The organism is Chitinophaga sp. 180180018-3, assembly GCF_037893185.1.
Taxonomy (GTDB): Bacteria; Bacteroidota; Bacteroidia; order Chitinophagales; family Chitinophagaceae; genus Chitinophaga.
On record NZ_CP140772.1, the window covers coordinates 1722950 to 1741558 of the forward strand.

General features: G+C 48.3%; 15 protein-coding genes. 9 read left to right on the forward strand and 6 right to left on the reverse strand.

Annotated elements, in window-relative coordinates; translation table 11 throughout:
• Positions 1-208: 208 nt before the first annotated feature.
• From UNH61_RS07005 to UNH61_RS07015, 3 genes are all read left to right on the forward strand, one after another.
• On the forward strand, positions 209-1081 hold the full coding sequence (locus tag UNH61_RS07005; RefSeq protein ID WP_326991423.1) for a DMT family transporter: 873 nt from the start codon (positions 209-211) through the stop codon (positions 1079-1081).
• Positions 1082-1204: 123 nt separating this feature from the next.
• Complete coding sequence (locus tag UNH61_RS07010; protein WP_326991424.1) at positions 1205-3211, forward strand: hypothetical protein; 2007 nt, start codon at positions 1205-1207, stop codon at positions 3209-3211.
• A 29-nt stretch (positions 3212-3240) separates the two neighbouring features.
• Positions 3241-3720 carry a DinB family protein gene (locus UNH61_RS07015; protein WP_326991425.1) on the forward strand — a complete coding sequence of 160 codons (480 nt, stop codon included), beginning with the start codon at positions 3241-3243 and terminating at the stop codon, positions 3718-3720.
• 55 nt (positions 3721-3775) lie between these two features.
• Here UNH61_RS07015 and ppsA read toward each other — a convergent pair whose 3' ends face one another.
• The gene (ppsA, locus tag UNH61_RS07020; protein ID WP_326991426.1) at positions 3776-6190 is read right to left on the reverse strand and encodes a phosphoenolpyruvate synthase; all 2415 of its coding nucleotides are present in this window, start codon (positions 6188-6190) and stop codon (positions 3776-3778) included.
• 212 nt (positions 6191-6402) lie between these two features.
• On the opposite strand from ppsA, the gene UNH61_RS07025 reads away from it, so the two are divergent.
• Positions 6403-6906, forward strand: coding sequence for an Lrp/AsnC family transcriptional regulator (locus UNH61_RS07025; protein ID WP_326991427.1), 504 nt, complete (start codon positions 6403-6405; stop codon positions 6904-6906).
• Between the two features lie 10 nt (positions 6907-6916).
• Here the strand turns inward: UNH61_RS07025 and UNH61_RS07030 are convergent, their stop codons facing one another.
• Positions 6917-8809: a beta-L-arabinofuranosidase domain-containing protein gene (locus UNH61_RS07030; RefSeq protein ID WP_326991428.1), complete on the reverse strand. Its 1893-nt coding sequence runs from the start codon at positions 8807-8809 to the stop codon at positions 6917-6919.
• A gap of 279 nt (positions 8810-9088) precedes the next feature.
• Between UNH61_RS07030 and UNH61_RS07035 the strand changes: the two genes are divergently transcribed.
• On the forward strand, positions 9089-9961 hold the full coding sequence (locus UNH61_RS07035) for a protease complex subunit PrcB family protein (RefSeq protein ID WP_326991429.1): 873 nt from the start codon (positions 9089-9091) through the stop codon (positions 9959-9961).
• Positions 9962-10027: 66 nt separating this feature from the next.
• Here the strand turns inward: UNH61_RS07035 and UNH61_RS07040 are convergent, their stop codons facing one another.
• Positions 10028-10876, reverse strand: a complete 849-nt coding sequence (locus tag UNH61_RS07040; RefSeq protein WP_326991430.1) for an NAD(P)-dependent oxidoreductase — start codon at positions 10874-10876, stop codon at positions 10028-10030.
• A gap of 92 nt (positions 10877-10968) precedes the next feature.
• Here UNH61_RS07040 and UNH61_RS07045 point away from each other — a divergent pair, with 92 nt between their 5' ends.
• Positions 10969-12192 carry an aminotransferase class I/II-fold pyridoxal phosphate-dependent enzyme gene (locus tag UNH61_RS07045; protein ID WP_326991431.1) on the forward strand — a complete coding sequence of 408 codons (1224 nt, stop codon included), beginning with the start codon at positions 10969-10971 and terminating at the stop codon, positions 12190-12192.
• Here the strand turns inward: UNH61_RS07045 and UNH61_RS07050 are convergent.
• Complete coding sequence (locus tag UNH61_RS07050; RefSeq protein WP_326991432.1) at positions 12189-13517, reverse strand: GntP family permease; 1329 nt, start codon at positions 13515-13517, stop codon at positions 12189-12191. The two genes, UNH61_RS07045 and UNH61_RS07050, sit on opposite strands and share 4 nt — an antisense overlap.
• 174 nt (positions 13518-13691) lie before the next feature.
• Between UNH61_RS07050 and UNH61_RS07055 the strand changes: the two genes are divergently transcribed.
• On the forward strand, positions 13692-14234 hold the full coding sequence (locus UNH61_RS07055; RefSeq protein WP_326991433.1) for an OmpA family protein: 543 nt from the start codon (positions 13692-13694) through the stop codon (positions 14232-14234).
• 85 nt (positions 14235-14319) lie between these two features.
• Here UNH61_RS07055 and UNH61_RS07060 read toward each other — a convergent pair whose 3' ends face one another.
• Positions 14320-15315 carry an endo alpha-1,4 polygalactosaminidase gene (locus tag UNH61_RS07060; RefSeq protein ID WP_326991434.1) on the reverse strand — a complete coding sequence of 332 codons (996 nt, stop codon included), beginning with the start codon at positions 15313-15315 and terminating at the stop codon, positions 14320-14322.
• Between the two features lie 175 nt (positions 15316-15490).
• On the opposite strand from UNH61_RS07060, the gene UNH61_RS07065 reads away from it, so the two are divergent.
• Both UNH61_RS07065 and UNH61_RS07070 read left to right on the forward strand, forming a co-directional pair.
• Positions 15491-16528, forward strand: coding sequence for a Gfo/Idh/MocA family oxidoreductase (locus UNH61_RS07065; protein WP_326991435.1), 1038 nt, complete (start codon positions 15491-15493; stop codon positions 16526-16528).
• Positions 16529-16728: 200 nt separating this feature from the next.
• Positions 16729-17325, forward strand: coding sequence for a porin family protein (locus tag UNH61_RS07070; RefSeq protein ID WP_326991436.1), 597 nt, complete (start codon positions 16729-16731; stop codon positions 17323-17325).
• A 3-nt stretch (positions 17326-17328) separates the two neighbouring features.
• Here the strand turns inward: UNH61_RS07070 and UNH61_RS07075 are convergent, their stop codons facing one another.
• A complete protein-coding gene (locus tag UNH61_RS07075) occupies positions 17329-17832 on the reverse strand; it encodes a DinB family protein (protein WP_326991437.1) in 504 nt (167 codons plus the stop codon).
• Between the last annotated feature and the right edge of the window lie 777 nt (positions 17833-18609).

Consider the following 18609-nt stretch of genomic DNA (forward strand, 5'->3'; position numbering starts at 1 on the left):
ATCTTATCACCACATGCATCGCGTTTATTCAAGTACGCCTCCTCCTGCTGTTGTTGTTCTCTGCGCAGAATAACCAGCGTTCCTTCTCCTGAAAGCTGTTCCCGTTGCGGGATCAGCCGGTTTACTATATCTGCTGGGGTTGTATAACCTGGTTATTTTCGTGTACCCACTTTTTTTCAATTATCCTTTTTTACACAATCGAAAATAAATGACCAGGTATATATTCATGGTTTTTGCCGGCGCATGCAGCTTCGGTATACTATCTACTTTTGTAAAATTATCTTATCACGAAGGCTATACAACAGCAGAAATATCCTTTACACAGGCACTGACCGGGATGGTAGTGTTGTGGCTCATCTATCTCGCCGGCAACAAAAAAAAGCAATCGCTTACCAGGAAAGATGTGATATGGTTGCTGTTAACCGGGGCTTCCATCGGCTGTACGAGCTGGGTGTATTATTTGTCGGTAGTCTATATCCCTGCATCTGTGGCGATTGTAATACTGATGCAGGTCACCTGGATAGGATTGCTGATAGACTGGGTACTTTTCCGGAAACGCCCCTCCGGATTACAACTGCTAACAACAGGAATGATACTCCTGGGAACCTGGATGGGCAGCGGGCTGGCAGGAGGTGCTGCTGTTCATCTCTCCTTTAAAGGGCTATTATTTGCAGGTATTTCCGCACTGGTGTATGCGATATATGTAGTGGCCAACAGCCGGGTTGGCAAGGAGATACCGGCGCAATTGAAAAGTGCAGGTATCATGACCGGTTCTACGCTGTTCATTTTTCTCATCAATGCACCGGTGCTGGTAACAAGTGCGCATTACAATGCAGGGCTATTGAAGTGGGCACTTTTTCTGTCGCTCTTCGGTACTATTATTCCGCCGCTGTTGTTTGCGAAAGGAATTCCGAAAATAGGCGTTGGAGTTAGTGCAGTGATTATGACGGCGGAATTGCCGGTGGCGATTCTTTGTTCGCACCTGATATTACATGAACACGTGGATGCTGTGCAATGGGGAGGTGTGGGGCTGATGCTGTTATCGATGGTGTTGCTGAATGTACGTTATCTGAGGAAATAGCAGCGCAGGTGCGCCATTTACACCATGGCGCGCCTTTAAGATGATCATTTAACGCAATCGTTTGTTCGGAAAATTTCCATCAAAATCAGCTATCATTATACCCGATCAACAGCGTTAAATTCCATGAAACAAAGCATCATCTCCATCATCTTATCAGCACTCCTGTTACCAGCGCTGGTAAATGCACAGATATATTACGCCGGTAAACTTCCCGCGAAAGCTACTTCTCCGGCAGGCAATACGCTTGAGAATAATGTACTGCGGCTGAAAGTAGAGGGAGGTAAGCAAATTTCCCGGATCGTTTTCGCAGCCAAACTTTCGGCAGCAACAGCCACATTTGAGAATGATCACCTGTTCCGGCTCAAATTGAAAGACGGAAAGCAGCTGACCGACCGGGAGTTTTATGTTGTGAAACAAAGCATGGCTACCCTTCCGGCAAAGCCGGGCGCAGTGCGGGGAATAGACCGCCTTCCCGGGAAGCAGCTGGTGTATGTGATTACAGATGCATCCGAAAGAATCCGCATCACGTGGAGCATGACGTTGCGCGACAACTGCAACTTCGTGCAACACCTTTTTCATATGGAGGATCCCGGGGAACTTATTGCAGATCTTACCCTGGTGGATGTTCCCGCCGGGAATCAACCGGAGTTATCCGGTAAGGTAGATGGTTCGCCGGTGCTTGCCGGTTCCATGTTCTTTGCGTTGGAGCATCCGATGGCACAGCAGACCACCACTGCGGAAGGCGTAACCTGTAATCTGGCTGCTTCTGCTGCGTTGCGTAATGGCAACGGCTTTGATGCCAGTGTGGCCTGGGGTATTACGCCGGCCGGGCAGCTCAGAAGGGGCTTCCTGTACTACCTGGAATTGGTGAGGGCAGTGCCTTATCATGTCTTCCCACATTATAATTCATGGTATGATGTAGGATACGACGGACGCGAAATAACAGAAGCAAATGCGCTGGACCGCATCCGGATGTTTGGTGATAGTCTTGTTGCGAAACGTAAAGCAAGGATCCGCGCTTTCCTGTGGGACAGTGGTTGGGATGATTATAACCGGCTTTGGTATTTCAGCAGCCATTTACCGAATGGTTTTAAGAAGATGGACGAATTGGCGAAGAAATATCGTGCAGGCATGGCCGTATGGGTATCTCCCTGGGGCGGTTATGATGCAGAGAAAATCAGCCGGCTGGCCAGCATCAAAAGACTGAACCTGCCGTTTACGCCTAATGATAATGGTTTGAGCCTCGCTGATAAAAACTACTTCAACTATTTCAAAAAGCTGACGGAAGGATTTGTAAAGAACCAGGGCGTGATTGCTTTCAAGTTCGATGGAGTGGGCGCCGGTAACGGTGTTGGCGGTGCAGAAAAATATGCGAAGGATGTGGAATCTTTCCTGCGGGTGATTACCGCATTGCGGCAAATAAAACCGGATTTGTATTTCAATCTTACAGTAGGTACCTGGCCCTCTCCTTACTGGCTGAATTACGGCGATGCCATCTGGCGTGCAGGTGGAGATATGGATGTACAGGGCGCCGGCACTAAACGGCAGCAATGGATCAATTACCGCGATGCGGAGGTATATAAAAACGTGGTGCAGCGTTCGCGCCTGTATCCGTTGAATGCCTTGATGTATCATGGTGTAGTGGTAAACGATCAAAGCGGTGTGGGAGCTTCCTTTAAGAACGATGATGAAGGCGTTGCGGAAGATATCTGGGAATTTTTCGGGAACGGTACCGCGATGCAGGAACTATACATCAATCCGCATCTGATGAGCAGCAGAGGCTGGGATGAACTGGCACGCGCGCTGAGATGGTCGGAGCAACACCAGGAGGTATTAGCTGATGTGCACTGGATTGGTGGAGATCCCGGCAAAGAGGAGATCTATGGTTTTGCTGCATGGGATGCGAAATCGGGTGTGATCACCTGGAGAAATCCATCCGCTCATGCGCAGAAAATAACTTTCAATCTGAAAGATGTAATGGAAATGCCTGCGGATACAAAGGCTGCCTATGATGTGCTGAATGTGGTGAAGCAGCAATCAGCCGGTACCATGCGCACCGGGGAAAATATTACGCTGGAATTACAGCCATTTGAAGTAAAGATACTGGAGCTGAATAGCAGTAGAAAGTAAGCAAAGCGTTAATCCCGTATATTTATCATATGAATAAAGTATACAGGAAAGGAGCCACCGGAGCTTTACTGGACGAATATGAAAAAGCTGTTACTGAATTGCAACAGGTGATCCGTGATATACCGGATCACCTGTTGGTGCATATAGCAGATCCGCTTACATCGGACGACAACTGCCGGTCGGTGCAAACGGTGCTGGCGCACGTAGTTAGTTCAGCTTATAGTTATGCCATCTATATACAGGATCTTTATCATCCGCCGGCACTGCGGCCGGAGAAGAAATTCCGGACTACAGCTGCAGATTTTGAAAAGGATTTGTCAGATGCTTTTCTGTTCACTACTGTTGTATTTGAAAATATAAAAGACAGTGAGCTGGAGGAAAAAAAGATAGCGGCCCGATGGGGGCAGGCGTATGATATTGAACAAATGATGGAACATGCTATTGTGCATGTGCTGCGGCACAGGCGGCAACTGGAGCGATTCCGCATATCGCTTGGCGTACCGTTATAATCTGTAAAACGCCGCCACTCCGGCTGATCCGGGGCGGCGGCGTTTAGCTGCTTTTCTAATCTTCCGCCTCATGAATCGCTCTCACCGTTTTTAAGACTGCATCTGGTGTAACTGAAATACTATCGATACCCAATTCAACAAGGAACCGGGTGAAATCCGGAAAATCTGAAGGGCCTTGTCCGCATATGCCCACTTTCACTTTCTGTTGCTTCGCCACTTTGATCAGTTGTGATATCATGCGTTTTACTGCCGGATTCTGTTCGTTGTAGATATTGGCTACCAGCGAAGAATCTCTGTCGAGGCCAAGTGTGAGCTGCGTCAGGTCATTGGAGCCAATAGAGAAGCCGTCGATATACGCTGAGAATTCTTCTGCCATCATGATATTAGACGGTAATTCTGCCATCAGGTATACTTCCAGGCCGTGATCACCGCGGCGCAGGCCGAATTCTTCCATCGTGGCTAATACCAATTGCAGTTCTTCCACTGTGCGGCAGAAGGGAATCATCACCACTACATTTTTCAGTCCCATCACCTGCCGCACTTTACTGATGGCCTGGCATTCGAGTCCGAATGCGGGTTTGTAGTTGGGCGAATAGTACCGGGAAGCGCCGCGCCAGCCGATCATCGGATTTTCTTCTGTAGGCTCAAAGTATTTTCCTCCCAGCAGATTAAAGTATTCATTGCTTTTGAAATCAGAGAAACGTACAATTACTTTTTCGGGATAGAAGGCTGCGGCTATTTTCCCAATGCCATAAGCCAGTTTATTAACGAAGTAGCTGGTTTCATTTTCGTGCCCTTGTATCAGCTGCGCGATGCTGGCTGAGAGGGCTGCATCGTTCAGCTCTTTGTGATGTAATAACGCCAGCGGATGTACCTTGATGTAGTTGTTGATGATGAACTCTTCCCTGGCCAGTCCTACGCCGCGGTTGGGCAGATGCGCGAACTGGAAAGCCATAGAAGGAGAGCCTACATTCAGCATCAGCGGGGTACGGATGGCCGGGAGTGTGGAAAGATCCAGCTGTTCTTCGCGGAAAGGGAGTATGCCGTCATATACGATGCCATCGGTTCCTTCGGCGCAGCTGACGGTGATAGCCTGACCATCGTTTAGTTTTTCGGTAGCATCGCCGCAGCCAACGATGGCAGGGATGCCCATTTCACGCGCTACAATGGCAGCATGACAGGTACGCCCGCCTTTGTTGGTAACAATAGCCGACGCCATTTTCATGATCGGCTCCCAGTCGGGATCTGTCATATCTGTTACGAGTACATCACCTGGCTTGAATTCGCTGCCGGTGATAAGGCGATTATCAAGAGAAAAGAGGATGTTGACGTTGCCGGCAGCTATTTTATCACCCACGGCAATGCCTTTCACCAGCTGCCGGGCCGGCACGCCGTTGGTTTCCATCGTATAGGTGGTGATCAGGTGATGCTCTTTCCGGGAATGAATGGTTTCCGGCCGCGCCTGTACAATGTACAGCTCATTAGTAAGACCGTCTACCGCCCATTCGATATCCATCGGGCACCAGCGCTCTTTCTTTGCTGAATAGTATTCCTCAATGCAGCGCACCCATGTGGCCAGCTGCATGATCTGTGCATCGCTCAGGCAGAAGCTGTGTTGTTGTTTCTTTTCTACCGGTATAATCTTCGTTCTTTCGTCGCTGCTTTCACCATATACCATCTTCTTATCTTTCACGCCCAGTTTTTTCTCTACAATGGGTGTGAAACCCTGTTGCATACAGGGTTTGAATACAATGAACTCATCGGGGGAAACAGCTCCCTGTACTACCATCTCGCCTAAACCAAAAGATCCGTTAATGACTACTACCTCTTTGAATCCTGATTCCGTATCCAGTGAGAAGGCCACACCGGAGGCACCCAGATCGGCACGTACCATTTTCTGCACACAAACGGATAAGCCTATACTAAAATGATCATAGCCGAAATTCTGCCGGTAGCTGATAGCCCTGTCGGTGAACAGCGAGGCGAAACAGTTTCTTACAGCATCTATCAGTGCAGCCGGACCTCTTACATTCAGGAATGTTTCCTGCTGGCCTGCGAAAGAAGCATCTGGCAAGTCTTCCGCAGTAGCGGAGGATCTCACGGCTACGTCGGTTTGTTCCTGATCGTATTGCTTAGACAGTGCATAGTAGGCAGCGATGATCTCTTCGCTCAGCTCATGCGGAAAGCGCGTGCTGCTGATCGCCTGCCTGATTTTCTGACCTGCGCGGCGCAGGGTAACAATGTCGGAGAAGTCGACCGTGGCGATCTGCTCCGCGATGAATTGTTCCAACCCGCTATGTTTGAGAAAGTCGTAATAAGCTTTGGTGGTGATGGCAAAGCCCGCCGGAACGGCGACTCCTGCTTTCGACAAGTTGGCAATCATTTCTCCCAGGGAAGCGGATTTACCGCCCACAAGGGCAATAGCATCCATACCTACCGTTTCCAACGGCAGTACAATTCTTTCGCTCATGTAAAATGAGTTTAATCTGTGATTGATAATATGGAAGGAGTTTGACGTCTTCCAAACGTGGTGTATTTGTATGTCCCTAGCAATTTATAACACAACAACGTTTTAATTTGTTTGCTTTTTTAAAAGCGAAAATAAAACTGAAAAAAGCCGCTATGTCCGACTTTTTTTTGCTAAATCATTTGCAGTATCCCTATTTTTGAAAAAAAATCGCCATGAGTTTCATTCCTGACCAGATTGATATGTGTATAATGGACATATTGCAAGAGGACGCCAGGACAACCAACAAAGAAATTGCTTCCAGGTTAGGTAAGTCTGTTACTTCTATATTTGAAAGGGTAAAGCGGCTGGAGGCCGAAGGGTATATTTTACGCTATATCGCTGTATTAAATAAGAACAAGCTGGGTAAGAACCTGGTGGCTTATACGAGTGTGACGCTGAAGGAGCATGGGCACGACAGGCTGGTGGCGTTTGAGCAGAAGATCAACACCTTTCCTGAAGTGATGGAATGTTATAAGATGAACGGGCAGTTCGATTATCTGCTGAAAGTGTTGGTAGCGGATATGGAGGCCTATGAATTGTTTAATATCAATAAATTATCCAAGCTGGAGAATATCTCGAAGATCCGCAGCCTGTTTGTTTTAGCAGAAACCAAGCAGGAAGTGGAATTGCCATTAAAAGCTGCCTTGCCCGTTAAACTGCAACACAAAAATAAATAATCTTAAAAAGTTATCTGCCGTTGACCACCGGAAATTGAGAGATACGCAGATGTGTACAACCATATGGTACCAGGATGATATCTTCTTCATCTCCTGTCTCCATACCATAAATAATACTATAAGGAACAGGGCCTGCCATCTCATTATATAATTGCCAGGAAGGAATACGTTTGGCTTTTGTTTTTATATAGACAGCTGATTGATCGGGATTCCACGGCCAGGCGGGCAGCTGACCGTTTTTTACGACTGTATAGCGTTCATTCATTTTATCGTCCGGAGTGCTGATCAGGGCATAGTTCCAGGGAGTAGTGGGTCTTACTTCAAAATATTGCTGACCATAGTCGACCGGGTCTTTATCGTTTTTTACATCACGCATCTCTTCTCCGATTTTCAGCGCATAGGTAAGTGGACCGCGTTCCACTGACATAGTGTTTTCGAACCAGTTTTGCCGGAAGATATGCATAGGCAGCAGTAGTTCCACTACATCGCCCGTTTGCCAGCTGCGTTCAATTTTTACCACCTGGTTGCCGGTAGCATCCTGCCAGTGCCGGCCATTGATGCTGATGCTGCCTTTTTTACACCAGGCGGGTATGCGCAGGTGAAAGGGGAAACTGGTTTTACTTGGACAGCTGATCCGGAAGCTGATTTTTTCGTCGAAGGGATAGTTGGTGATTTCCTGTATGGTGACAGGTGTTTGGCCGCCTGCATATATTTTTACGCTACTGGGTGCGTATACAAGTGCAGCCACGCCGCTGTCGGCCGTGGCGTACCAGAGGTTCTGTGTAAACTTGGGCCAACCCTGATGCATATTGGACGTACAGCAGGGATAACCGCTGAGTAATCCATAGCAAAGGTCGGTACCGCTGTGGTTCACATCAAAATTACGGATATGCCTGGTGGCCATCACCTGGTTAGCCTGCTGAAAATACTGGCGATGCATGAAATCGGCCGTGATCTGGCTTGGGAGGGCGTTGTAGGCAATTTTCTCCAGCTGGTCAGCATACCTCACCTCGCCGCTGACCTCCAGGATACTTTCCAGGGAGAACATCATTTCCACGGCGCTGCAAAGTTCAGCGCCCTGGGTAGGATTGTTGCCATGGAGGGCTTCATCGCCACCATACAGGCCGTGGGCCATTCCGTTGAACCGCTGCAGATCGTCGAAGCCTTTTGAAGTGGCTTCAGTATACATCTTATCCGGGTGCTGCTGATAGTATATCATCGGCTCCTTGATGCCCTGAGCGAGGTTAACGCCATGAATGCTTCCCTGTGTCGATAACAGGGCGGTATGCAGGAATGCATTGGTATAGTCGAAGGTTTGTTTATGAATCAGCTCTGCGAGATCCAGCAGAAAGTGGTCGCCGGTGATATTGTACAGCCAGTATACCACCATGAGGTTGTCGCCGGCGCGGTAGCGTGCCCAGAACGTCCAGTGGTCCAGCGGAAACTGTGGCAATTCTTTCAGCTGGTAGCGGAAGTATTTCGTCAGCATGCTGATGACGCGTTGATCGCCGGTGGCCTCATAATATTGTTTGAGTACTTTCAGCATAACCATCTTCGGCCACCAGTCGCGGCTATTGTCGCGCTGTATACCCGGTTCATTGTTGGGATAATCCTTTGATGGGCCGAAGTATCCGTCGGCCTGCTGGCTGCGGATCGACCATTCCACCCAGGGCTTTACTTTGGCAATCAGCGCAGTGTCTTTAAGAATATAGGCTAAAGGTAAGAGTCCGTCTATCCAGTAGGGCCCCCGTTCCCATTGGTCCCCATCGCCTCCCAGCCAGCCGTTCCGCTGGTTCATGACCAGCGGATATAATTTATCCAGCTGTCCGGTAGCACCGTTTTTCTGGGCTATCAGCATATTCTTCAGCCATCCTTCCGGGGAGATGGCGCCCAGGGGTAACATGACATAAGGTTTTCGGTACAGGGGAGCGCGGTTGGTTAAATAATGTGGCACAGGTTCACTGTTCTTTTTCCCCTGTGCCACGGATTGCAACGTTAGAAACAGACTAAGTGATATCGTGGAAGTTAAAGCAATAAATTTCATACAACGGCTAAAATAGCGGGATTATCTATCGGTAGCTATTCCATTTGCCTCAATCTTTCTATAAAATGTCTCGTTCCCTGAAACAAATGGCATCCGGTTAAAATCCTGTATTTTCGCACCATGAAAAACACCTGTTTTATGCATCTATACAAGGCAGTAGCATTACCATTATTCCTGCTTACCCTGCAACCCGCCGCTGTTAGTGGCCACCATATTTCTCCTGCCGCTGTAGTGGAGGCTCCCAGGCCGAAGCCAGGGTTTTCCCTGGGCCAGGGCATTGATATGATCGTAAAAGCCCTGGGGCTGAATATCGACAATATCCGGTTCATCAAGGCGCCGCAGGCAACAGATTACTTTAGCAAGGCCAATAACAAAGCATCTTATGCGCCGTCGCTGATTATTGCGGGTGTTAAGGGGATGGAATCCGTGCGGGAGCAAAATCCCGAGACTCCGGCTACGAGGGAGTTATTTGCCCAGGCATTGTACGATGCCATTCAATCTACCGGCCAATACCCGGTAAATATGATGTGGATCATTATCAAAGACGAGAAAGCATTCAAAAATAACGGTATTAACGCGGTGCAAACGTTGATTAAGTTTAACGTGGTATCCCTTCAAAATGGCAACTTCCGGCCAACGGCCAACATTACAAAGGCAGAGGCGGAACAGATGGTGAAGAAGGCAGCAGAATTTGTAGCCTCCCATGCCCGTACTACCAATGCGGATGCCAATGCTAATGCCGGACAAGGCAGCAGCAACGGTGTCACATTCACCAGCACTCCTGTGAACGACAAGGTGACCAGCGTAGTAATTTCCGCAGGCGAGAAGCCTACTTCCGGCTATGAACTGCATGTTATCAGCATCACCTTTACGCCTGCCAAACAAGCGATCATACATTATAAACTGACTACCCCTCCCCAGGGCAGTATGAACCTGCAGGTAATCAGTGAACCAAAGGCAGAAGCTTTTGTGCCGGCAGGATACCAGATTGAAATTAAGAAAGAAGAATAGAGCATTAAGAAACGGAGCGGAGACCTAAGCGATTTATACTATTTGCTTAGGTCTTCGCGTTTTTTCTTAATGCTTCATTCCTCCTATCACAGTCCAATCCTTATTTCCGTTTCCTTCACTGATCCATTTGTCCATTTCTGCGGCGATGGCTGGAAGTACCGCCAGTGGCTGGCCGGCTTTCTGAGCGGCATCGATGAACAGCTGGGTGTCTTTCCTTGCCATGCTTAATTCCCAGGAAGGGTTGTCGTAGTCGCCGGAAGTCATGCGCTGCAGGCGCGTCGAGAGAGCATTGCCCGGGTTCCAGGCGGTGAAGAGGGAATTGATATCGTTAAGGGGAACATTGAGGGCTCTGGCAAGGGATAGTGTGTCGGCCAGGCCGGCAGTAAGGCCTACCAGGAAGCTGTTGCCGATAAGTTTCATGGCGGCGGCTTTGCCAGTGGTATCTCCGAAGTTGATCACTTTCCCGGTCATTTTAGCCAGTGCGGCTTCCCAGGAACTGATCACCTGCTGATCGCCGGAAACGAGCATATATCCGGTACTGTCGAGCGCATTGGAAGGACCCATGAATACGGGGGCGTGGAGATAGGTAAAACCACGGTCTTTCCACGCTTTGGTGCGTTGTACAGCGCCATCGGCGGAAGTAGTGGTATGATCGATGATCACTGCGCCGGGAGTGAGGCCGGGAGCGGCAGCTGCCAGTACTTCATCTACTGTATGATCATCCTTCAGGGTAAGATGTATGCGGGTAACGCCTTGCGCTGCCGCTGCAGGGGAAGGACAAACCCTGACGCCATAAGCTTCCAGTGCGCTGGCTTTGGAGGTGGTGCGGTTCCATACCTGTACCTGTTCTCCTTTACTGATCAGAGCCCTCACGAAATTTGACCCCAGAAGGCCCATACCTAAGAATGCTATCATAACCTTTTTTTTCCGAAGGTAGGAAAAAGCAGGAGGAAGAATGGAGGTTTACAAAACCGGATTTTCTGGGAGGGAACTGCTATTTTTACAGCATGAGCCAACATCCTATTTTTTCTGCCATGGCGTCGGCAGCCATTCATGCTGCACAGTCGCATATGCCTGAACAGGCCCATCTGACACCTGTTTTCGCCACTTCCACTTTTGTATTCGATGATGCACAGCAGGGTATGGATCGCTTTAAAGGAACCGCGCCCGGCTATATTTATTCGAGGTTTGGCAATCCTACTGTTGCAGTGGCGGAAGAGCTGATAGCCTCACTGGAAGCTTTTGATATTTTTACCGGAGATGGAAAGCCGCTGCAGTTGAAAGCTATACTGCACGCAAGTGGACAGGCAGCTATGGCCACTTTATTTCTTTCCAATGTAGTGGCCGGCGATATTGTTTTAACACATTATTCCCTCTACGGTGGTACGCACGAATTCCTGTTTGATCTGCTGCCACAGTTCGGTGTTACTGCGCAGATCGCAGATTTGTATGATTTGCCGGGTTTGCCGGCGTTGCTGGAAGCGCATCCCCGGGTGAAGATGATTCACCTGGAATCGCCGGCAAATCCTTCCATGCGTTGTGTGGATATTGAAGGGATCTGTAAAATAGCAGCAGCATATGGTGTGAAAGTGAGCGTCGACAACACCTTTGCAACGCCTTACCTGCAGCAGCCTTTCCGCTACGGGGCCGATTTTGTATTTCATTCCACCACTAAATTTCTGAACGGGCATGGCACCGCTATCGGTGGCGTGTTGCTTGGAAAGGATCTGGCATTCATGAAAAGCAAAGCGAAGAAAACGGCGGTGTTGCTCGGCGGCTGTGCCAATCCTTTCGATACCTTCCTGCTGATCCAGGGAGTGAAAACGCTGGAGCTGCGTATGCAGCAGCATTGCAGCAATGCGATACAGGTAGCGCAGTTCCTGCATCAGCATCCGGCGGTGCGGAAGGTGAACTACAACGGCCTTCCGGAGCATCCGGACTATGCGTTATCGGCCCGGCAGATGCGCCTGCCCGGAGCGGTGATGAGTTTTGAACTGGCCGGCGGTTTTGATGCAGGGGTACGTTTCATCGACCGGTTGCAGCTTTGTTTGCGCGCCGTATCAGTGGGTACCGTAGATACACTGATATCGCATCCGGCATCTATGACACATGCCGGTATGAAAAAGGAAGACAGGGAAAAAGCCGGTATTTCCGATGGCATGATCCGGATGAGTGCAGGCCTGGAAGGGATCGCGGATATTATCCGTGATCTGGATCAGGCATTGGCTTAAGCCCGCAGGAAGAGCGATAGCAGGTATACAAAAGAAACAGCTACCAGGCCCATGACCAGGGTACCGGTACTGTATACACGCAGCATGTCTTTTATCTCCAGTCCGGAAAATTTTGAGATTACCCAGAAATAAGCATCGTTGGTATGTGATATCATCAGTGAGCCGGCGCCCATCGCCAATACGCCAATGATGCGGCCATTAGCGGAATCCAGTCCGATTGCCGGCAACAGCGGTTGCATGATGGCTGCCGCAGCGATGATAGCTACCGTAGAAGAGCCCTGCGCGGTTTTCAGCAGCGCCGTTACGAGGAAGGGAAGAAACAGTCCCATGGCGGTGATGGACGGATTCTGCGCAATGTGATTCCCTATATTCGCCTGGGCGAGGATTGCGCCAAATGCGCCACCTCCGCCGATGATCACCAGTATGCCCGCTGCTTTTTCGGCGCCTTCCTGTAATAAGGACGCCATATTTCCTTTCAGCTGGGTAAGGGCGAGCAGTATACCTACGCCAATGGCTACTTCCGGAATACCTGCTATCTGCAATGTCTGCAACAGCACGGAAGCATGGCCTGATTCCAGCCCGCTTAGTGAGCGTAACGCGATGAGCAATATAGGAACAGCAACAGGCAGTACTGACATGAGTACAGACGGCCCGGCTGCAGAAGTGGTAACAGCGGTGCTTTCATTGCTGCCAGCGGTTACGTGCATCCGCCGGCAGGCGAAACCCGACCATAAGTAACCAGCTGCGGATACAGGAATGGCGATCAGCAATCCATATAGCATTACCTTGCCCGTTTCGGCATGGATGGTAGCCGTGGCAGCGGTGATGCCGGGGTGCGGAGGCATGAGGCAATGAACGGCATAAAGCCCGGTGGCAAGTGAGGAAGCCATCATGATCATCGGGATTCCGGAACGCAGCGACAGTGCCTTATTCAGACCGCTTAGTACAATGAACCCTGAGTCGCAGAAAATGGGCATTCCGGTCAGATAACCGATGATGTTCATGGCCAGCGCCGCCCGCCCGGTACCTGTACGCCGCAGGATGTAGTTGGCTAGTACAGTGGTGCTGCCACTTTGTTCCAGTATCAGTCCGAGGGTAGTACCCAGTACAATCAGTAATCCTAATGATCCTATGATATTTCCCATCCCGGTTTTTACAGCCGTAAGGATGGTGGAAAATGGTAGCTGTAGTATACAACCGGTAAGAATGGCGCCGAGCAATAGCGCAAAAAAAGCATGTACTCTGAACCGGGCAGTAAGGAGTACAATCAATCCTACACCCGCCAGTAAACCCGATATACTCTGGATCAGCGAAATGGAATTCATAGTATATGAAGATAAGAATAATTGTTTCTTTATTTTACATATATCGGAAATCGTGTAGTGTTCGCTGTTTGGTAACTTTAATGAATATGTGTTTTTTTGAATATTAAGAATGTGTTATTGCAAAGGCCTGGTAATGTCGATTTTATATACCTTTGTGGCCTAATTAATAAGTACATGAAAAGAATGTTATCGATTACACGCTACTGTTTGCTGGTAGCAGGTATTGCCTTGCTGGCCTCCTGCGCTGCTTCTAAAAAAACAACCGACACTCCGCACGCGTATATGACGAGGCAATATGAAGAGCTTAAAGATGTGTTGAATGATGCGGAAGTGAGTATCATTAAAGATAGTTTAAAGGTGATTTTCCCAAACAATGTGCTCTTTGCTACCTCATCTGATCAGATCAGCGATGGCATCAAACCGACCTTCAGGCGTTTTGCAGATATACTGAATAAATATAATAAAACATCGATCATTGTTTCGGGTCATACCGACAGTACCGGGTCGTCTACTTTCAACCAGGATTTATCCAAGCGCCGTGCGGAAGCAGCGAAGGATTTGCTGAAGAGTTACAGTGTAGCGGATGAGCGGATGATGCCATGGGGAATGGCAGCGAGAGATCCGCTTGCCACCAACAGCACCGAAGAAGGAAGGGCGAAGAACAGGAGAGTGCAGTTTGTGATACTCTATAACGTAAAGAGTGATGCGAAGAATTAAGCGTTAAGCAATATTTCATTTAAATAAAAAAGCCGGCAACAGCCTTATTCTGTTGCCGGTTTTTTGTGCCGATGAAGTAACGGGATTAGTGTTCTTCCCAATAGGCCGATCCATCTTCAGGATCGAGGTAGGTACCATCAAAACCTGCGTCTAATATTTTCTGCGTATACGCGTTGGCGTTACCATAGATCAGATTTTTCCAGTCTGTCATCCAGTAACGTACATAGTAGCTGCCATCCCAGTATGGATCGTGTTTTTCCATCCAGGCAGGCGGATTTTTTTTCCAGTCGCTTTTCCAGTACCAGCGGTATTGTTCTGCCTGACCAATGCTCATGTAGGCGAGCACGAGTCGTTTTGCGCCGTTTTGCTTTACTTTCAGGGCGTTAATGGTTGCTTTAGGCCACGGTGTGCCTTCGGGAGAAAACGCATCTATCACCAGCACGTCGTAATTGGTAGCTTTCACAGCAGCAACGAATTGTTCGCCTGTATTATCCATATTGATATAATAAAGGAAATTTTTTGCATCGGCCAGCGTGTTGATGTTGCCGACATTCTCCTGGTAGGGTGAGCCGGCGGGGATATTGTTCAGCTGGCGTTTAGTGGCAGCGAAGGAAATAAAGCCATAACTGTTGTTGGTGCGGTAAGAGTCTGCCATCTTTTCCGGCGTTGTGCAGTAGTCGGTGGTCATTACTTTCAGACCACTGGCGGCGCCCATTTTGCAAAAGCTCAGCCATAGATTTTTTTCATTTGTTGGCGTAGAGGCGTTATCGTTATTATTGTAGCCATACAGCAGTTCTTCCCGGCCGATGCCGTTCAGTGCCTTTACATAGGCGGAAGCCGCCGTGTCTGTGGGTTTTCCGCTGGCGCTGAGCAGTTCAGAGCCATTCTGTGCTACTACAATGAAGGAGGGTTGCTGCGTACGGGCCCAGGCACTGATTTCCTGGATGAAGTTGCGCATCTCCTGGCGGTAATTAACCGTAGCGGGTGGCTGGTGTGTTCCGGTATTGTCCGGAGGCACTTCTTGTTTGCTACAGGAAATCAACAACATGGCAACAGCTATTGCAGTGTGATGATAAGGCATGGTTTTTCTGTTTGTTATTAATGTATGGTGAATCGGGTTTCCTGAAATAAAACGTACTGATCAGGGCTACCCCCTAATAGCAGATAGTGTATGTTCCGGAAAAATACTGCTTAGCGGTGAGGAATATTTGCGCTAACTTCAGGTCAGTCAATGAAAATCCGAAAAGAATCCTGTTATGAGTACGCGTAGAGATTTCCTGCAAAAGCTTACTGCATCTATGATGGTTTTGCCCTTAGCACCGCTGACCGGGCTGGCAGCAACACGCCGGGGAAACGACGGCCCTGTTTTGCGGGTAGCGATCATGGGCCTTGGCAGTTATGGTAACCGCGTGGCAGAGGCGATGCGCGATTGTACAAAAGCTAAGCTGACAGGCGTGATCAGCGGTACTCCCTCCAAGATAAGCGACTGGCAGTCGAGGTTCGGTATCCCGGCAAAAAACTGTTATAACTACGAAAACTTCGATCATATACGGAACAATCCGGATATAGACGTGGTGTACATTACTACACCGAACGGACTGCACCACGATCAGGTGATCCGTGTGGCGGCAGCGGGCAAGCATGTGGTCTGTGAAAAGCCGATGGCGTTGAATGCGAAGGAAGGCCAGGAAATGATTGATGCCTGTAAAAAAGCCAATGTGCATTTGCTGGTAGGATACCGGATGCATTTTGAGCCGAAGACACTGGAGATCATCCGGATGAGGAAGAACGGAGATTTTGGTAAGATCCTGTTTTTCCAGGGACTGTGCGGATTCCGGATCGGAGATCCGACGCAATGGCGGCTGAACCGGCAGCTGGCCGGTGGAGGATCGCTGATGGATATTGGAATTTATGCCATTAATGGCGCGCGGTATATGACAGGTGAAGACCCTGTTTGGGTAACTGCCCAGGAAACTAAAACAGACCCGATTAAATTCAGGGAAGGAGTAGATGAAACCATTCAGTTCCAGCTTGGGTTCCCGAGCGGAGCAGTGGCCTCTTGTTTATCGACTTACAGCATGAATAACCTCGACCGTTTCTTTCTCAACGGAGAAAAGGGATTTGCAGAAATGCAGCCGTCTACCGGTTACGGACCTATTAAAGGGCGAACCAATCAGGGTGAGCTTACGCAGCCTCACAGAACACACACCAGACGGTACAAATGGACGAAATGGCGGGGATATTGCTGGAAGGCCATCAGCCGGTGGTGCCTGTTAACGGGGAGGAGGCGTTGAAAGACCTGAAGATCATCGATGCTATTTATGAGGCAGTCAGAACAGGGAGTAAAATCGCATTAAAATTGGGTTAACCCCGTGTTCACTGGCCGAGGAAATTTCCGGCGTAATAGTGAAAAAGGGCGGGATCATCTATTAGTGGTTCCGGTGCAGCAATAGGCATCTTTTCAATTCGTTTCTTTATGGTTAAAATCACAACTATGAAAAAACGGATACTATTTGCCTGGCTACTGATGTTGACGGTAATGACGGGAGTGAAAGCGCAGGGGCTGCACTATGGAATTAAAGCCGATCTTAACCTGCTGAGTATCGATGGTGCAGGTATTCAGTCGAACTACACAATAGGCGGCCGGTTTGGTCTTTTTGCCACTTACGACTTTTCAAAACGCTGGGGAATACAACCTGAGTTGCTTTTTTCCCAGAACACGGTGAAGCGCGCCGATGATTTCAGCGCCAAGTATATTAATAACAGCAACGATAACGCCAATAAGAATATCAAGATGAGTTATCTTACCCTGCCGGTGTTATTACGTTACAATGTTTCCAAAAAACTTACGATTAATGCGGGACCAGAATACAGCTACCTGTTTTACGTCAATGAAAATCTGCTGAACTACAATCAGAGTGCGTTTAAGCGCAGTAATTTCGGAGTGGCAGCTGGAGCTACTGCTACCTTCGATATACTGCATGTATATGCGAGGTATGTGCTTGGGCTTTCCAATATCAACGATATCGATGACCGGTATGAATGGAAAACCCGGCAGATACAGGTTGGATTAGGTGTAAATATCAGGTAGCTTTTATTCCTTTACGATAGCGGCATGTATACCTTCGAGCTGGTGTATGTGCCGTTGCGTATGTACGGTAATGAACTGTATCCATTCCATTCTGGTAAATGCTCCGAACCCGGGCACTTCAAAGTCGGTGCACAGCTCGCGGAGATCCACTTTCTGTGTGGCATCAAGGAGTTTGTTCCAGGTAGCGTTTACCTGTCCAAGCATGGCCGCTCTTTCCAGATAGCCATTGTCCGGTATTATCCATTCAGGAGAAGTCATTTTGATATTGAAGTTCAGAAACAGCTCCTTTACCATAGCTGTTTTCTCATCCGGTTGGCGATCGGCAGGTGCGGTGGTGCCATACAATATATCACAGTTCCCCGCTTTGCATATATGCGATGCCACCTGTGCGGCTGTCCAGCTGCCTTCGAAAGGTACCGTATTCATTTGTTCCTCTGTAAAAGACGACAATAATCGCGTCAGCTTATCTCCTGTGCTGGTTACTTCGGCAAGCAATTCTTCTCTCATATCTTTCTTTTTAAACAAAATTAGGTGGATGCCTGCTACAATATCGGGGGGGATTGTGACATTTATGCGGGTGTGTTGTGACAAAATCTTAAACAGGAGGCCATTCCGGATACTATATCCTGCTTATATAAAATAATATACATTATTTGGGTTATTTTGTAAACAAAAATTCACCAAACTAATACGATTACTGCTGAAACGATTTTCTGCCCGTCAGATCACCATAGTACATAGTTTTTATATAAGAATTATACGGGTGGTTGGTGAAATCTTTTTAAATAACCTGATAAAATGAATAAAAACAATCTGGTTAATTTTTGTTTTGTTTACAAAATGTAATTATATTCGTAAACAAATAAGCATGAAGGATCCGGGTCGTAAGTTACCGGTCCGTTATGAAAAACAAGTAGAAAAAGCATCGTGCAGATTGATATACGTCATGAAAAACAACGAAAGCCGACTTTACTTCCAGGTATTTCTGGTTACTAACGTTGGTGTATCAACGAATATCTTCCGACAGTATTGATGATATCAGGCAGCAATGGCCGGCAGGTAAACTATTGCCTGTAACCGGTATGGGGAGGCTGTTGTGTGAATGCAGGTATAGTTCCATAATGCCAACAGGAATGTTGTACGCGTATATATTTTATCAACTATAAATTATCAACCAGCGAAGCCGGTCATTGCTCCGTTACCGGCTTTAAACAGAAAAAACTATACCGGAAATATCAGCACATATTCCGATAAATAAACGATGAACACAGGCAAACGGAGCAC

Excerpts from the sequence above, each read along its gene's own strand:
- UNH61_RS07005 (WP_326991423.1), top strand. The coding sequence starts at position 209 with ATGACCAGGTATATATTCATGGTTTTTGCCGGCGCATGCAGCTTCGGT.
- UNH61_RS07010 (WP_326991424.1), top strand. The coding sequence starts at position 1,205 with ATGAAACAAAGCATCATCTCCATCATCTTATCAGCACTCCTGTTACCA.
- UNH61_RS07015 (WP_326991425.1), top strand. The coding sequence starts at position 3,241 with ATGAATAAAGTATACAGGAAAGGAGCCACCGGAGCTTTACTGGACGAA.
- ppsA (WP_326991426.1), bottom strand. The coding sequence starts at position 6,190 with ATGAGCGAAAGAATTGTACTGCCGTTGGAAACGGTAGGTATGGATGCT.
- UNH61_RS07025 (WP_326991427.1), top strand. The coding sequence starts at position 6,403 with ATGAGTTTCATTCCTGACCAGATTGATATGTGTATAATGGACATATTG.
- UNH61_RS07030 (WP_326991428.1), bottom strand. The coding sequence starts at position 8,809 with ATGTTACCCCTGGGCGCCATCTCCCCGGAAGGATGGCTGAAGAATATG.
- UNH61_RS07035 (WP_326991429.1), top strand. The coding sequence starts at position 9,089 with ATGCATCTATACAAGGCAGTAGCATTACCATTATTCCTGCTTACCCTG.
- UNH61_RS07040 (WP_326991430.1), bottom strand. The coding sequence starts at position 10,876 with ATGATAGCATTCTTAGGTATGGGCCTTCTGGGGTCAAATTTCGTGAGG.
- UNH61_RS07045 (WP_326991431.1), top strand. The coding sequence starts at position 10,969 with ATGAGCCAACATCCTATTTTTTCTGCCATGGCGTCGGCAGCCATTCAT.
- UNH61_RS07050 (WP_326991432.1), bottom strand. The coding sequence starts at position 13,517 with ATGAATTCCATTTCGCTGATCCAGAGTATATCGGGTTTACTGGCGGGT.
- UNH61_RS07055 (WP_326991433.1), top strand. The coding sequence starts at position 13,692 with ATGAAAAGAATGTTATCGATTACACGCTACTGTTTGCTGGTAGCAGGT.
- UNH61_RS07060 (WP_326991434.1), bottom strand. The coding sequence starts at position 15,315 with ATGCCTTATCATCACACTGCAATAGCTGTTGCCATGTTGTTGATTTCC.
- UNH61_RS07065 (WP_326991435.1), top strand. The coding sequence starts at position 15,491 with ATGAGTACGCGTAGAGATTTCCTGCAAAAGCTTACTGCATCTATGATG.
- UNH61_RS07070 (WP_326991436.1), top strand. The coding sequence starts at position 16,729 with ATGAAAAAACGGATACTATTTGCCTGGCTACTGATGTTGACGGTAATG.
- UNH61_RS07075 (WP_326991437.1), bottom strand. The coding sequence starts at position 17,832 with ATGAGAGAAGAATTGCTTGCCGAAGTAACCAGCACAGGAGATAAGCTG.